Source organism: Zemynaea arenosa, assembly GCF_004614185.1.
In the GTDB taxonomy this organism is placed as follows: Bacteria; Pseudomonadota; Gammaproteobacteria; order Burkholderiales; family Burkholderiaceae_D; genus Telluria; species Telluria arenosa.
In genome coordinates this window covers 55,215-70,765 of record NZ_SPVF01000218.1, presented here as the reverse complement: position 1 = coordinate 70,765, position 15,551 = coordinate 55,215, and the positions used below count along the sequence as shown (strand labels likewise).

13 protein-coding genes and 1 pseudogene are annotated in these 15,551 nt (G+C 65.9%); 13 read left to right on the top strand and 1 reads right to left on the bottom strand.

Translation table 11 applies throughout. The features are described 5' to 3' along the window. The 13 genes and pseudogenes from rsmB to E4L96_RS16945 all read left to right on the top strand — a co-directional run. On the top strand, nt 1-1,219 hold a 1,219-nt coding region (gene rsmB, locus E4L96_RS17005; protein WP_135208402.1), incomplete at its 5' end, for a 16S rRNA (cytosine(967)-C(5))-methyltransferase RsmB. Nucleotides 1,220-1,355: 136 nt separating this feature from the next. Beyond that, nucleotides 1,356-1,520 (top strand): annotated as a pseudogene (locus E4L96_RS24750) (16S rRNA (cytosine(967)-C(5))-methyltransferase RsmB); the annotation flags it as partial. A gap of 94 nt (nt 1,521-1,614) precedes the next feature. After that, nucleotides 1,615-2,139, top strand: coding sequence for a DUF4390 domain-containing protein (locus E4L96_RS16995; RefSeq protein WP_135208401.1), 525 nt, complete (start codon nt 1,615-1,617; stop codon nt 2,137-2,139). Then, nucleotides 2,136-4,466: a sensor histidine kinase gene (locus E4L96_RS16990; RefSeq protein WP_135208400.1), complete on the top strand. Its 2,331-nt coding sequence runs from the start codon at nt 2,136-2,138 to the stop codon at nt 4,464-4,466. The genes E4L96_RS16995 and E4L96_RS16990 overlap by 4 nt, the downstream gene beginning before the upstream one ends. A 52-nt stretch (nt 4,467-4,518) precedes the next feature. Further along, a complete protein-coding gene (locus tag E4L96_RS16985) occupies nt 4,519-5,241 on the top strand; it encodes a response regulator (RefSeq protein WP_135208399.1) in 723 nt (240 codons plus the stop codon). Nucleotides 5,242-5,302: 61 nt separating this feature from the next. Beyond that, nucleotides 5,303-5,611, top strand: a complete 309-nt coding sequence (locus tag E4L96_RS16980) for a P-loop NTPase family protein (protein ID WP_307721652.1) — start codon at nt 5,303-5,305, stop codon at nt 5,609-5,611. Between the two features lie 102 nt (nt 5,612-5,713). Continuing rightward, on the top strand, nt 5,714-5,971 hold the full coding sequence (locus tag E4L96_RS16975; protein WP_135208397.1) for a BTH_I0359 family protein: 258 nt from the start codon (nt 5,714-5,716) through the stop codon (nt 5,969-5,971). Nucleotides 5,972-6,028: 57 nt separating this feature from the next. Then, nucleotides 6,029-6,793, top strand: coding sequence for a class II glutamine amidotransferase (locus E4L96_RS16970; protein WP_135208396.1), 765 nt, complete (start codon nt 6,029-6,031; stop codon nt 6,791-6,793). A gap of 96 nt (nt 6,794-6,889) precedes the next feature. After that, the gene (locus E4L96_RS16965; RefSeq protein ID WP_135208395.1) at nt 6,890-8,167 is read left to right on the top strand and encodes an EAL and HDOD domain-containing protein; all 1,278 of its coding nucleotides are present in this window, start codon (nt 6,890-6,892) and stop codon (nt 8,165-8,167) included. Nucleotides 8,168-8,304: 137 nt separating this feature from the next. Next, nucleotides 8,305-8,655 (top strand): DUF3147 family protein, encoded by a 351-nt coding sequence (locus E4L96_RS16960; RefSeq protein WP_135208394.1) that lies wholly within the window; start codon nt 8,305-8,307, stop codon nt 8,653-8,655. A gap of 109 nt (nt 8,656-8,764) precedes the next feature. Further along, the gene (locus E4L96_RS16955) at nt 8,765-9,703 is read left to right on the top strand and encodes an ABC transporter ATP-binding protein (protein ID WP_135208393.1); all 939 of its coding nucleotides are present in this window, start codon (nt 8,765-8,767) and stop codon (nt 9,701-9,703) included. Nucleotides 9,704-9,729: 26 nt separating this feature from the next. Next, a complete protein-coding gene (locus tag E4L96_RS16950) occupies nt 9,730-11,031 on the top strand; it encodes an ABC transporter permease (protein WP_135208392.1) in 1,302 nt (433 codons plus the stop codon). A 127-nt stretch (nt 11,032-11,158) separates the two neighbouring features. Beyond that, nucleotides 11,159-11,812 (top strand): hypothetical protein, encoded by a 654-nt coding sequence (locus E4L96_RS16945; RefSeq protein ID WP_135208391.1) that lies wholly within the window; start codon nt 11,159-11,161, stop codon nt 11,810-11,812. Here E4L96_RS16945 and metH read toward each other — a convergent pair. Then, nucleotides 11,772-15,536, bottom strand: a complete 3,765-nt coding sequence (metH, locus tag E4L96_RS16940; protein WP_135208390.1) for a methionine synthase — start codon at nt 15,534-15,536, stop codon at nt 11,772-11,774. The genes E4L96_RS16945 and metH overlap by 41 nt on opposite strands. Nucleotides 15,537-15,551 lie beyond the last annotated feature (15 nt).

Below are 15,551 nucleotides of genomic sequence, written 5' to 3'. Positions count from 1 at the left end.
GCCGCAGGCGCTGGCGCGCGTGGCCGCCATCATGGACGCCACCCCGCAGGCCCGCGGCGCGATCCAGGACATCGCCTACCGCACCATGCGCCACCTCGGGCGCGCCGAAACGCTGCTGTCCCTGCTGGCCCCCAAGCAGCCCGAGCCTCCGATGCTGGCGATGCTGCTGTGCGCCGCCCTGACGCTGGTCGACGTCCCCGACGGCACGCCGCCGCCCTACGAACCGTTCACCGTGGTCGACCAGGCCGTGACCGCCGCCACCGCCCATCCCGATTTGGTGCGCGCCAAGGGCATGGTCAATGCCGTGCTGCGCCGCTTCCTGCGCGAGAAGGGCGCGCTGCTGGCCGCCGCCCTGCAGAATGAAGTGGCCCGCTATAACTACCCGCAATGGTGGATCGACACTACGCGCGCCGCCTACCCGAACGACTGGCAACGCATCCTGGAGGAGGGCAACCGTCCGCCGCCCTTGACCCTGCGCGTGAACGAGCGCCAGATTAGCGCCGCGGCCTACGTCGAGCGGCTGAGGGAAGCGGGCATGGACGCGACCCAGGTTGGCCCCACCGCCGTGCGGCTGGAAAAACCGGTGCCGGTGCACCAGATCCCCGGCTTCAGCGAAGGCGTGGTCTCGGTGCAGGACGCCGGGGCCCAGCTGGCCGCGCCGCTGCTGGAAGTCGAAGACGGCATGCGCGTGCTGGATGCCTGCGCCGCCCCCGGCGGCAAGACCGGCCACATTCTGGAAGCCGCCGACGTCGCCCTGACCGCCGTCGACGCCGATCCCGAGCGCCTGAAGCGCGTGCAGGAGAACCTGGACCGCCTGCACCTGCACGCCGACCTGACAGCCGCCGAAGCCCAGACCACCGGCTGGTGGGATGGCCAGCCGTTCGACCGCATCGTGGCCGACGTGCCCTGCACCGCATCGGGCATCGTGCGCCGCCACCCCGACATCCGCTGGCTGCGCCGCAAGTCGGACACGCTGCAGCTGGCCACCCTGTCCACCCAGATCCTCGACAACCTGTGGCCGATGCTCAAGCCTGGCGGCAAGTTCCTGTTCGTGACCTGTTCGCTGTGGCCGCAGGAATCCGAAGCCCAGGCCGCCGCCTTCGCCGCCCGCCACGGCGCCACCCGCCTGCCCGCGCCCGGCCAGCTACTCCCGGCCCACGGCGCACAGCAGGACCACGACGGCCTGTTCTACGCGCTGTTCCAGAAGCCCGCCGCCTAGGTCTTGCATAAAGCATAAGCCCGGATGCGCCCGCCCCTGGGCGCCCCGGCCACTCGCGCCATTAAGAAACGATTCAGCCGAGCGGAAGGCCGGACCGGTAGAATAGCGATCTGCTACGGGGCGGAGTCCCGATCCACTTGCAACACTTTCCGTTGAAATACTCGACAACCTTTGGCAGATGCTTAAGCCCAATGGTAAATTCCTGTTCGTGACTTGTCCGCTCTGGCCGCAGGGGTCGGAAGCGCAGGCCGCCGCGTTCGCCGTCCGGCACGGGGCATCGCGCCTCCCGTTCCCGGCCAAGGGTCTTCGACACACATGATCTCCGACACTTGAGAAGGCACGGCCCACCTGTGACGTTTCGTATCCTCCGACTCCTCGCCTTGCAGCTGCTGCTCATGTTCGCGTGCGCTGCACCGGCGGCAGCCGCCCAGGACAGTGTCGAGATCACCCACGCGCACATCGATGCCACCGACGACGGCTACCGGCTGTCGGCTGCCTATGCCTTCGACCTGAACCGCGGCCTGGAGGAGGCCATCCAGCACGGGGTGGCGCTGTACTTCACCACCGAGATCGAGATCGTGCACCCGCGCTGGTACTGGCGCGACGAGGTGATGGTCAGCAAGCGCATCACCGCGCGCATTTCCTACGACGTGCTGACCCGCGAGTACGCCATCAAGTACACCGACAGCGTGCGCCAGACCTTCAACACGCTGGACGAAGCGATCTTCGCGATCCGCCGTCCGCCGCGCTGGATGATCGCGCCCAAGGGCGCCTTCAAGCCGGGCGAAAACTACGTGGTCACGCTCAAGATGGGCATGGACCGCGAATACTTCTCCAAGCCGATCCAGGTCAACTCCTTCAACAACGCGGAGTGGCGGCTCAACTCGAACACCAAGAAGTTCATCTACAAGGCCGAATGAGTCCCTTGAACCAGGCCTTGCGCTATGCCCTGGTGGTCGGCGGGGCGGTGGTCTCGATCCTGCTGTTTTTGCTCGCGTCGGCCTCCGACAACTCCGGCTTCTTCGACCGCTACTACGGCTGGCTGCTGGGCCTCAATGCGGGCGTGGCCGCGGCCCTGCTGATCCTGGTGGTGGCCCTGCTGATCCGCCTGTGGAGCCGCTACCGCAGCGGCAAGTTTGGCTCCAAGCTGATGACACGCCTGATGCTGTGGTTCGCGGCGATCGGCATCCTGCCGGGGCTCGTGATCTTCATCGTGTCGGTGCAGTTCGTGTCGCACTCCATCGATTCGTGGTTCAACGTGCGCATCGAAACGGCGCTGGAATCGGGCCTGAACCTGGGCCACGCGGCGCTGGACGAAGCGCTGGCCAAGCTCTCCGCCAACGGGCGCGATGCGGCCGCGGTGCTGGGCGGCCAGCCGCCGGAAGCGCGCCAGGAACGCCTCAACGCCCTGCTCAAGGAAGTGGGCGGCCTGCAGAACGCGATGCTGCTCGACGCCGACCGCCGCGTGCTGGCCAGTGCCGTCGACAAGGACGGCGCGCGCGACCTGGTGGCCGACGTACCGACCGCCGACATGCTGGCCGCCGCCGCCAAGCCGCCCGGCTACGCCAAGGCCGAAGGCGGCATCGACCGCGAACTGAAGGACACCGGCCCGGGCCCGCAGCCCAATGCGCTCGATGCCGCCACCGGCCTGCGCCTGCGCGTGATCCTGCCGCTGCCGCCCGCCGACGTGGGCGCCAAACCCGAGTACCTGCAGCTGCTGCAGTCCGTACCCGCGAATCTCGCCACCAATGCGGAAGTGATCCGCGCCGCCTACAGCGAATACCAGGAGCGCTATGTGGCCCGCGTGGGCCTGCGCAAGATGTACCTGGAGACCCTGACCCTGACGCTGCTGCTGGCCATCTTTGGAGCCATCGGCAGCGCCTTCCTCATCGCGGGCAACCTGGCGCAGCCGCTGCTTGTGCTGGCCGAAGGCACGCGCGCAGTGGCCGAGGGCGACCTGTCGCCGCGCCCCATCGTCGCCACCTCCGATGAACTGGGCACGCTGACCCAGTCCTTCAACGCCATGACCGGCCAGCTGTTCGAAGCGCGCAGCGCGGTGGAGCGCAACCGGGCCGCGCTGCAAAGCGCCAAGGCCCACCTGGAGTCGGTGCTGGAGAACATGTCGGCGGGTGTGATCGTGCTCGATGCGCAGTTCAACATCGTGAACGCCAACGAGGCCGTGCTGCGCATCCTGCAGGTGGACCTGCGCGACCAGACTGGCCGCGAGCTCGGATCGATCGAGGGCATGGAGGTGTTCGCGGCGGCCGTCACCAAATCGTTCTCGACCCAGAGCGCGCAGTCGGCCGGCGGGCATACGCGTTCGCTGCGCGCGCACTGGCAGCAGCAGATCGAGATCCCGCGCCGCGAGGTCAGCCTGGATGACCATGACATCACGCTGCTGGCGCGCGGCTCACGGCTGCCGGTGGGCGCGGGCTCCGGCTTCATCGTGGTGTTCGACGATATCTCGGATGTGATCTCCGCGCAGCGCTCGATGGCCTGGGGCGAAGTGGCGCGCCGCCTCGCGCACGAAATCAAGAATCCGCTCACGCCGATCCAGCTGTCGGCCGAACGCTTGCAGATGAAGCTCGAAGGGCGCCTCGCGCCGCAGGACGCGGAGCTGCTCCAGCGCGGCACCACCACCATCGTCAACCAGGTGTCGGCGATGAAGCGCATGGTGGACGACTTCCGCGACTACGCGAAGGCGCCGCCGGCCGTGCTGTCGCCGCTGGACCTGAATGCGCTGATCGGCGAGATCCTGCAGCTGTACTTGTCCGGCGACGAGAACGACATCATCCATCTGCACCTGGACCCGCAGCTGCCGCTGGTGATGGGCGACCCCACGCAGCTGCGCCAGGTGGTGCACAACCTGCTGCAGAACGCGCAGGACGCGCTGACCGACCGCGCCGAACGCGGCGAGGCCACCGAAGCGCCGCGCATCGACGTGGTCACCGAGTGCATCCACTACAGCAATCCGGACGGCAAGGCCGGCACCGCGGTGCGCCTGGCCATCCAGGACAACGGCCCCGGCTTTGCACCGAAGATCATGGCGCGCGCCTTCGAACCGTATGTGACGTCGAAGGCCCGCGGGACCGGCCTCGGCCTGCCGATGGTGAAGAAGATCGTCGACGAACACGGGGGCAAGATCGAGATCCAGAACCGCACCGACGGAACTGGCGCGGCGGTGACCATTTTGCTGTTAAAGTTAGCACCATCGGCGAACTTGGCTTTAGTGCCGGAACGCGCATAAAATCAGCTCTGTGACGGGCCCGCCGGGCGGGACAACAGGAAGGCACAAACAGATGGCAAACATACTCGTAGTTGATGACGAAATGGGCATCCGCGAGCTGCTCTCGGAGATTCTCGGCGACGAGGGTCACGCGATCCAGCTGGCCGAAAATGCGCAGCAGGCCCGCGAGGCGCGCGCGCAGGGCGCGCCCGACCTGGTCCTGCTCGATATCTGGATGCCCGATACGGACGGCGTGACGCTGCTGAAGGAATGGCAGCGCGACGGCCTCCTGACCATGCCGGTGATCATGATGTCCGGCCACGCGACCATCGATACCGCGGTGGAGGCGACGCGCATCGGCGCCTTGAGCTTCCTGGAAAAACCTATTGCCTTGCAGAAGCTGCTGAAGGCCGTGCAGCAGGGACTGACCCGGGCGCAGGAAGTGGCGCGTGCGCCGGTCCCCGCCGCGCGCCCGATGATGGCGCCGCCGGTGGAAGAAGTGGCCGTCAATGGCGGCATGTATGCACCGCAGGCGCCGCAGCCGCTGGCTCCGCGCATGGGCGTACCGGGCAATGGCGATGCGACCGCCGGGCCGGGCATCAACCTGTCCTTCGACCTGCCGCTGCGCGAGGCGCGCGATGCCTTTGAGCGGATGTACTTCGAACACCACCTGGGCCGCGAAGGCGGCAGCATGACGCGGGTGGCCGAAAAGACTGGCCTGGAGCGTACGCACCTGTACCGCAAGCTCAAGCAGCTGGGCGTCGAACCCGGCAAGCTGGCCAAGAAGAACGTCTGACCCCCTGCCGACGCTCACCACCATCATCGCAGGCGGCACGGCCGAAGCGCGCGAGCGCGCCGTGGCCGGCCTGCTGACTCCCGGCCAGTCCACGGCCATCATCCTTGAAGGTTTGCCCAGCGGAACACCGCTGCTGGACGACGCGCCGGGCTTGTCCCTTGCGCGAATCGCGTCCGGCTGCCTGTGCTGCGCCGGGCAGCTGGTTTTGCGTGTAACATTGAATCGCATGCTGGGCCGCCGGCCCGATGCACGTCCGCAGCGCCTGTTCATCGGGCTGGCCGATGAGGCGCACGCAGATCAGTTGCGATCATGGCTTTCGCTTACGCCATACGATCAACTGCTGGAGCTGGGGCCGACTCAACGGGCTTGAAAACGTCCAGGACAGCCCCACCTCCTTGTTGAATGAGTTGACATCCTGTCCAGCCACCCCGGCTGGTCCTGCTGTCCACTCCGTAAGTACAAAGGAGCCATCATGAACATGATCTATAACAGCGAGCAGTACAGCGTCGTCGAGTTCGGGGTCGACCATAGCCTGGAAGCGCTGCGTTTTGGAGGCTTTGAAATCGTCGACAAATCCGGCCGACGGGAAGCCTTCATCGGAGGCAAGCTGGCCCAATCGTTCCGCCGCTCGGTCAATGACCTGATCGCCAGCGAGCCCACCATGGAAGAAGTCGATGAATTCCTGGGCTCGTACGATTCGCTCATGAGCCAGCCGGTCGTTCTCCACTAAGTTCTCCCTCCCTTCCCGCCGTTCCGGGCGGTTGGAGATTCTGGTACGCTCCGTGCCATGTGCCAACTCCTCGGAATGAACTGCAACGTCCCCACGGACATCGTCTTTTCCTTCACCGGTTTTGCCCTGCGCGGCGGCCGCACCGACACCCACCATGACGGCTGGGGCATCGCATTCTTCGAAGACGCCGGCGTCCGCCTGTTCGTCGATCACCAGGCCGCCGTGGCCTCGCCGATCGCCGAGCTGATCAAGAACTATCCCATCAAGTCGAAAAACGTCATCGCCCACATCCGCAAGGCGACGCAGGGCGTGGTGGCGCTTGAGAACTGCCATCCGTTCGTGCGCGAATTGTGGGGGCGGTACTGGGTGTTCGCCCACAACGGCGACCTCAAGTCCTTCGACCCGCTGCTGGACGGTGCGTTCCGTCCCGTCGGCACCACCGACAGCGAGCGTGCCTTCTGCTGGCTGCTGCAGGAGCTGCGGCGGCGCTTTGGCGACACGCGGCCGGAGCTGGCGGAGCTGCGCGCGGCGCTGCAACCGCTGGTGGCGCACATTGCGTCCCACGGCACCTTCAACCTGATGCTGTCGGACGGCTCGGCCCTGTTCGCGCACTGTTCCACCAGCCTGCACTACATCGTGCGCCAGTTTCCCTTCCTGACGGCCAAACTGAGCGACGAGGACCTGAGCGTGGATTTTTCACAAGTAACCACTCCGAACGACCGGGTGGCGGTGATCGTCACCCAGCCGCTGACCGACAACGAAACCTGGACCGCCTTCGCCCCCGGGGAGCTGAAACTGTTTGTGGATGGCGAACCTCAATAGCCCATGACGGCAACCGATTGCGTCAAATGACTACCAGAGGTCAATCAAGTTGCGGTACAGTAGAGCTATTGTCTTAATTGAACTATTCGCGTTCCGATGATCGAGACCGCCAGTACCGACACGCCGAACAGCATCAAGGTGCGCGACTTCTACCTGGGCCGCCAGCCGATCCTGGACCGCAACCAGGCGCTGTTCGGGTATGAGCTGCTGTTCCGCGGCGCCCAGAGCGGGCCCGCGAACATCGAGACCGACCTGCACGCCACCGCCTCGGTGATCGCGCACTCGGCCCAGCTCGGGCTGGACAAGGTGATCGGGGACGCGCTCGGCTTCGTCAACGTCGATGCGGATGTCCTCAACAGCGACATCTTCGTGTTCCTGCCGCGCGATAAGGTGGTGCTGGAGATCGTCGAGACCATGGTGGCCACGCCGCTGCTGGTCGAGCGGATCCAGGCGCTGGCGGGCCACGGCTTCCGCTTCGCGCTGGACGATGTGGTGACCGACTCCGAGAACGTGCAGCGGCTGCTGCCGATGATCGAATACGTCAAGATGAACCTGCGCGACACCTCGATGGCCGCGCTGATGGCGCTGGCCCCGCGCTTCCGCCAGGAGCGCAAGCGCTTGATGGCCGAGAAGGTCGAGACGCGCGAGGAGTTCAAGACCTGCCTCGATCTCGGTTTCGACTACTTTCAGGGCTACTACTTCGCCAAGCCGGCCGTCATCAGCGGCAAGAAGCTGACGCCGTCGCAGGCGGCGGTGGTGGACCTGATGGGGCTCATCACCTCGGACGCGGACAACGCGGTGGTCGAAAAGGCGATCAAGCGTGACGTGACCCTGGCGCTGAATCTCCTGCGGCTGGTGAACACGCCTGCCGTGGGCATCCGCCACCGCATCGATTCGGTGGCGCAGGCGCTGATGATCCTGGGCCGTCGCCAGCTGCAGCGCTGGCTGCAGATCATGCTGTACGCGGAGCCGGCCAAGCGCGGGCAGAGCATGACGCCCCTGCTGTCGCTCGCCACCACGCGCGGGCGGCTGATGGAACTGCTGGCCAACAAGCTGCGGCCGGGCCAGCGCAATATCTCCGATATCGCCTTCACGGTCGGGATCATGTCGCTGATGGACACCCTGTTCTCGATGCCGATGACCGACATCGTCGAGCAGATTCCCGTGTCCGATGAAGTGCGCAGCGCGCTGGTCGCGCGCGAAGGCTTCTTCGGCGAGCTGCTGCACCTGTGCGAGTGCATCGAAGACATCGACGGCATGGCCAACACCATCACCCCGATGCTGCACCAGCTGGCGGTGAGTTGCGAAGAGCTGGCGGAGCTGGAGCTGGCGGCCTTCGAGTGGTCCGATACCGTGGTCCGCTACGCCATCTGACCGGGGCGGCAGGATTCAGCGCCTGGCCTTGATCGCATTCACATATATTCTGTAGTACAGGACCTCGGCGCGCGCCGCCGGAGGGCGCTTGCTGCGGCGCGTCCTGGCGTTCATCGCGCAGTCAGCAGGAGTGCCTTATGTATTGGCTCATTACCAAATATCTCATCACGGCCGGCGTGGTCGTCCTCGTGTCCGAATTCGCCAAGCGCAGCGACAAGCTGGGTGCGCTCATCGCGGCCCTGCCGATGGTGACGGTCCTGACCCTCATCTGGCTGCACGTGGAGAAGCAGCCAGCGGCCAAGGTCGCAAACCACGCCTGGTACACCTTCTGGTACGTGGTGCCCACACTGCCGATGTTCCTGGCGTTTCCGGCGTTATACAACCGCTGGGGCTTCTTGCCAGCCCTCGGAGCCTCGGTCGTCCTGACGATCGGATGCTTCGTGCTGTTCGCGCTCGTCGTGAAACGCTTCGGGATCGCACTGCTGTGACAGACCCGCGCGGGTGACAAATGTCATCCGCATTTGATGGCGCTTGCTTCTTTGCTCATGCGCCGTGCGGCCTCACACTGGCCTCATTGTCCCTCACCTGAACTGGACCATGAGCGCTCTCCTCACCGTATCGCAACTCACCAAGTCGTTCGGCACCCGGCGTGCCGTGGACGGCGTGTCCTTCACCGTCCACCGCGGGCAGACCGTGGGCCTGCTGGGCCCCAATGGCGCGGGCAAGTCGACCACCGTGGCCATGATCTGCGGCCTGCTCACGCCCGACAGCGGCAGCGTGACCCTGGACGGCGAATCCGTCAGCGCGGGCGCCAGCGCGGCCAAGCGCAAGATCGGCTTCGTGCCGCAGGACCTGGCGCTGTATGACGACCTCTCCGCGCTGGAGAACCTCAAGCTGTTCGCGGCCTTGTACGGCCTGTCCGGCGCGCGGGCGCGTGAGCGGGCGCAGGACGTGCTGGCGCTGGTGAATCTGACGGATCGCGCTAAAGACAAGCCGGCCACCTTCTCGGGCGGGATGAAGCGGCGCCTGAACATCGCCGCCGCCCTGATGCACGATCCGCAGCTGCTGATCCTGGACGAGCCGACCGTCGGCGTGGACCCGCAGAGCCGCAACGCCATCTTCGAGACGCTGGAGCGGCTGAAGGGCATGGGGCGCTCGCTGATCTACACCTCGCACTACATGGAAGAAGTAGAGCGGCTGGCGGACCATATCGTCATCATCGACCACGGCAAGGTGCTGGCGGACGACACGCCCGCGGGCCTGTTCCGCAAACTGCCCGCGCATGCGGCGCTATCCATCGAGACCGATGAACCGGTGGGCGAATCACTGATGGCCGCCATCCGCGCGCGCGGCGGCGTCACTGATGTGGCGCTGGTGGGCGATGGCTTGACCGTCAAGCTGGCACAAAGTGCCGACGCGCTGCCGCTGATGACGTGGCTCGCGGAGCAGGGCGTCAAGCCGCGCTACTTCGCCACCGCGCGCACCAGCCTCGAAGACATCTTCCTCAACCTGACCGGCCGCACGCTGCGCGACTAAAAGAAGAAACTAGAGAGATCCCCACCATGAACGCACTCAAAGCCCTGGTCCGCAAGGACATCGTGCTGTACCTGCAGGACCGCCGCGCGCTGCTGCTCAACCTCGTGATGCCGCTGGTGCTGGCGGCCTTCTTCGGCTACCTGTTCGGCGGCTCCGGCGAGCAGAAGACCAGCCGCATCGACGTCGCCCTCGTGATGCAGGACAGCGGCGCCACGGCGCAGAAGATCGCATCGGGCCTCAAGGCCGACGCCAGCCTGCGCATCACCGAGATGCCGCGCGCACAGGCCGAGGAAGCCGTGCGCAAAGGTGCGCAGAAGGCCGCCATCGTGATCCCGGCGGGCTTCGGCGAGGCGGCAGGCAGCGCATTGTTCGGCGCGGGCGAGAAGCCGAAGATCGACGTGCTGTACGACCCGTCGCAGACCGCCGTGCTGGCGATGGTGCGCGGCCTGCTCACGCAGCAGGTGATGCAGACCGTGAGCGCTGACATGTTCGGCGGGCAGGGTGGACAGAAGTTTACCGAGAAGGCCATGAAGGAGCTGGACGCCAACGCCGATGCGAGCAACGCGCCGCTGCGCGACTTTCTGGGGAGCCTGAAGACTTTCCAGGCCGCGCAGAACGCGGGCACCGCTGCCAGCGCGGCGGGCGGCGGCTCGGGTGCAAAATCGGCTGGCCTGACCATGCCGTTCACGACCAGCGAGCAGCCGGTAACGTCCAAGCAGCTGGCTGCGGGCTACAACGGCTACGCGCATTCCTTCGCCGGCATGAGCGTGCAGTTCATCCTCTTCATGGGCATCGACATGGGCATCGGCATCCTGCTGGCGCGCCGCATGGGCATCTGGAGCCGCCTGCTGGCCGCGCCGATCACGCTGCGCACCGTGCTGGCGGCGCGGGCGGTGTCGGGCGCGATCATCGCCTTTGGGCTACTCGTGGTGATCTTCGCCGCGGCCAAGCTGATTTTCGGGGTGACGATCGTGAACCTGGCCGGCTTCGTCGGCGTGGCGGTCTGCTTTGCCCTGCTGACCTCCAGCTTTGGCCTGCTGATCGCCGCCTTTGGCAAGACGCCGGAAGCCGCACGCGGCATCGCCGTCTTCGCCACCCTGATCATGGTGATGCTGGGTGGCGCCTGGGTCCCGTCCTTCCTGTTTCCGGAGTGGATGCAGACGCTGACGATGTTCGTGCCGACCCGCTGGGCGGTGGACGGCTTCGACGCCATGACCTGGCGCGGCTTGGGCATGGACGCCGCGCTGCAGGCCATGGGCGCCGAGCTGCTGTTCGCCGTGGTCTTCGCCACCCTCGCCATCTGGCGCTTCACCCGCGACGCACGGTGACAGGGCGGATGTCAAGCCGATTATTTTCTTGCTGTAGGTAAAGGTTCAGGGCGGGGTGCCGATATAGGGAGGGAAGGCGGGACGGGGGCGTCCTGCCTATGCAACAGAATTAACGGTGTCACCACGCATGGCCAAGTCCATTCAATCCCTTATCGCGGCGTCCGTGAACGGTGTGCTGCGCGAGCTGTATCCCGACCGGTACAGCTCTTTGTGCCATGTGCACGCGGTGGTCGGGTCGAACCTGATCAGCATCGTCTTCAACCGCGTGTACCGGCCGGTGGCCGGGCTGGCGGTGATCGACTGCGGGGGCGGGCAGATGATCCGCCTGATCGACAACACGGCCTTCGCCAATCCGGCCGGTGGCGCCTTTCACTGCTGGATCGAATCGGCCGATCCGTCCATGACGGTGCACGAGATCGTGGACCTGACCTTCCGCCACAACCACGAGTACGCGGTCAACAACGGATACGCGTGGACGCGCCAGCCGCCGCCGCCCTACCTGTGGGGACCGTCGCCGCAGATCCTGGTGAAAGGGGAGCTCGATGCTTTGCCGGAGTCATTCGACGAAGGGCGTGTGTGGCTGCGCGAGACCGACGAAGGCTGGAACTGGATGACCCGCCACGTGGCGGACAACATGAGCGCCTACGCGACACTCACCGCGCACGCGCTCAAGCGCCTGCAGCGCGACTTGCCTGCGAATTCGACCCTGCTGGAGGACATCCTGCCCCCAGCAGACGACATCACAGATTCGGCGCGAGCCAGCGCTCCAAGTCCTGCTTAGAGACGCCACGGCGCGCGGCCATGTCCTCGACCTGGTCCGCGCCGATCTTCCCGGCCACGAAGTACTTCGACTCCGGGTGCGCGAGGTAGAAGCCTGACACCGCGGCGCCCGGATACATTGCGAACGACTCGGTCAGCTCCATGCCGATCTCGCTGGCCTGCAGCACGCGGAACAGGTCCGCCTTGATGGTGTGCTCCGGGCAGGCCGGGTAGCCCGGAGCGGGGCGAATCCCTTTGTACTCTTCCTTGATCAGCTGTTCGTTGGACAGCTTCTCGTCGGCCGCATAGCCCCACAGGTCCAGGCGCACGCGCTCGTGCAGGTACTCGGCGAAGGCTTCGGCAAGACGGTCCGCCAGGGCCTTGAGCATGATGGACGAGTAGTCGTCGTGCGCCTCTTCGAAGCGCTTCTCGTACTTCTCGATGCCCAGGCCCGCGGTCACCGCGAACAGGCCGATGTAGTCGGCCTTGCCGCTCGATTTCGGCGCGATGAAATCGGCCAGGCATTGGTTGGGGCGCTGTTCGCCATCGACCACCGGCTTGACGCCCTGCTGGCGCAGGCCGTACCACGTGAATGCGACTTCGCTGCGGGTGTCGTCGGTATAGATCTCGATGTCGTCATCGTTGACCGAGTTGGCAGGCAGCAGGGCGATGGCGCCGTTGGCGGTGAGCCAGCGGCCTTCGATGATCTTGCGCAGCAGCTCCTGGCCTTCTTCAAAGACCTTCGATGCCGCCTCGCCGACCACCTCGTCTTTCAGGATGGCCGGGTAGGGGCCCGCGAGGTCCCAGGTCTGGAAGAACGGACCCCAGTCGATGTACTGGGCCAGTGTCGCCAGGTCCACGTTCTTGAAGACGCGGCGGCCGATGAACTTGGGCTTCACCGGTGCGTAGTCCAGCCGCGTCTTGTTGGCGCGGGCCTGCTCCAGCGTCACCATCGGCAGCGCCTTCTTGCTGGCGTGCTGCTCGCGGATGCGGTCGTAGTCGGTGCGGATCTCATCCAGGTAGCCATCGCGCTGCTCGGGCGAGAGCAGGGCCTGGGCCACGGACACGGAACGCGACGCATCCGGCACGTACACCACCGGGCCCTCGTAGTTGTGCGCGATCTTCACGGCGGTGTGCGCACGCGAGGTGGTGGCGCCACCGATCAAGAGCGGAATCTTCATCATGCGGAAGTGCTCATCGCGCTGCATCTCGCGCGCCACGTGCGCCATCTCTTCCAGCGACGGGGTGATGAGGCCCGACAGGCCGATCATGTCCGCGTTCTCCACCTTGGCGCGCGCGAGGATCTCGGAGCACGGCACCATCACGCCCATGTTCACGACTTCGAAGTTATTGCACTGCAGGACCACCGAAACAATGTTCTTGCCGATGTCGTGCACGTCGCCCTTGACGGTGGCGATCACGATCTTCCCTTTCGGCTTGGCGACGATGCCGGTGCGGGCTTCTTCTTCCTTCTTCTCCGCTTCGATGAACGGGATCAGGTGGGCCACCGCCTGTTTCATCACGCGCGCGGACTTGACCACCTGCGGCAGGAACATCTTGCCCTGGCCGAACAGGTCGCCGACGACGTTCATGCCGTCCATCAGCGGGCCTTCAATCACGTGGATCGGGCGGCCCCCGCGCGCGGCCACGGCCTGGCGCGCCTCTTCGGTGTCCTCGACGATCCAGTTCGTGATGCCGTGCACCAGCGCGTGCGACAGGCGCTTCTCGACCGGTGCGTCGCGCCATTCGAGGTTCTGCTCCTGCTGCTTGCCGCCAGCCTTCAAAGTGCCCGCAAATTCGATCATGCGCTCGGTGGCGTCCTCGCGGCGGTTCAGCACCACGTCTTCCACACGCTCGCGCAGCTCGGCGGGCAGGTCGTCGTAGACGCCGACCATGCCGGCGTTGACGATCCCCATCGTCATCCCGGCCTTGATGGCGTGGTACAGGAACACCGTGTGGATCGCCTCGCGCGCCGGGTCGTTGCCGCGGAAGGAGAACGAGACGTTGGAGACGCCGCCGGACACCTTCGCATGCGGCAGGTTCTGGCGGATCCAGTGCGTGGCTTCGATGAAGTCGACCGCGTAGTTATTGTGCTCTTCGATGCCGGTGGCAATCGCGAAGATGTTCGGGTCGAAGATGATGTCTTCCGGCGGGAATCCGACCTTCTCGGTCAGCACCTTGTAGGCGCGGGCGCAGATCTCGGTCTTGCGCGCGAAGGTGTCGGCCTGGCCCTGCTCGTCGAAGGCCATCACGATCACGGCGGCGCCATAGCGGCGGCACAGGCGGGCCTGGCGGATGAATTCCTCTTCGCCTTCCTTCAGCGAGATCGAGTTGACGATGGCCTTGCCCTGCACGCACTTGAGGCCCGCTTCAATGACCGACCACTTGGACGAGTCGATCATGATCGGCACCCGCGAGATGTCCGGCTCGGAAGCGATCAGGTTCAGGAAGCGCGTCATGGCGGCGACGGAGTCCAGCATCGCTTCGTCCATGTTGATGTCGATGACCTGGGCGCCGTTCTCCACCTGCTGGCGCGCCACCGACAAGGCCTCGTCGTACTGCTCGTTGAGGATCATGCGGGCGAAGGCCTTGGAGCCCGTGACGTTGGTGCGCTCGCCGACGTTCACGAACAGCGATTCGTCGTAGACGGTGAACGGTTCCAGGCCGGACAGGCGCAGCGCCACCGGCACCTCGGGCACCGCGCGCGGCGTCACTTCGGCCAGCATCTGCGCGATCGCGCCGATGTGTTCCGGCGTGGTGCCGCAGCAGCCGCCCGCGACGTTGATGAAGCCTGCGTCGGCGAATTCGCGCAGCAGAGAGGAAGTGTCGGCCGGCAGTTCATCGAAGCCAGTGTCGCTCATCGGGTTGGGCAGGCCGGCGTTCGGGTAGATACAGACGAAGGTATCGGCGATCTGCGACAGCTCCTCGGCGTAGGGGCGCATCAGGGCGGCGCCGAGCGCGCAATTGAGGCCGATGGTCAGCGGCTTGGCGTGGCGCACCGAGTTCCAGAAGGCGGGCACGGTCTGGCCGGACAGGATGCGGCCGGAGGCGTCGGTGACGGTCCCCGAGATCATCAGCGGCAGGCGCTCTTTGTCGGGGTGCTCTTCGAAATACAGGTCGATCGCGAACAGGGCGGCCTTGCAGTTCAGGGTGTCGAAGATGGTCTCGACCAGCAGCAGGTCGGCGCCACCGTCCACCAGGCCGCGCACCTGTTCGTGGTAGGCCGCGACCAGCTGGTCGAAGGTGATGTTGCGGGCGCCCGGGTCGTTCACGTCGGGCGAGATCGATGCGGTCTTGGGCGTCGGGCCGAGGGCGCCGGCGGCGAAGCGGGGCTTGTCCGGCGTGCTGTATTTCAGGCAGGCGGCCTTGGCCAGCTGCGCCGCGGCCACGTTCATTTCATAGGCCAGGTGGCCCATGTGGTAGTCGTCCTGGGCGACGGTGGTGGCGCCGAAGGTGTTGGTCTCGATGATGTCCGCGCCGGCCGCCAGGTAGCGCTCGTGGATCTCGCCGATCACGTGGGGACGGGTCAGCGTCAGCAGCTCGTTGTTCCCCTTGACGAACAGCTCACGCGCCCCGCTGCCTTCCGGCGCGGCGAAATCGGCAAAGCGCTCGCCGCGGTAATCGGCCTCGGTCAGCTTGTATTGCTGGATGACCGTGCCCATGGCGCCATCCAGGATCATGATGCGGCGGGACAGGATCTCGCGCAGCTGCTGTTCGGTCTTGGGGGCGGGGCGGACGGTGGTCATGGGAGGCCAAGTGTG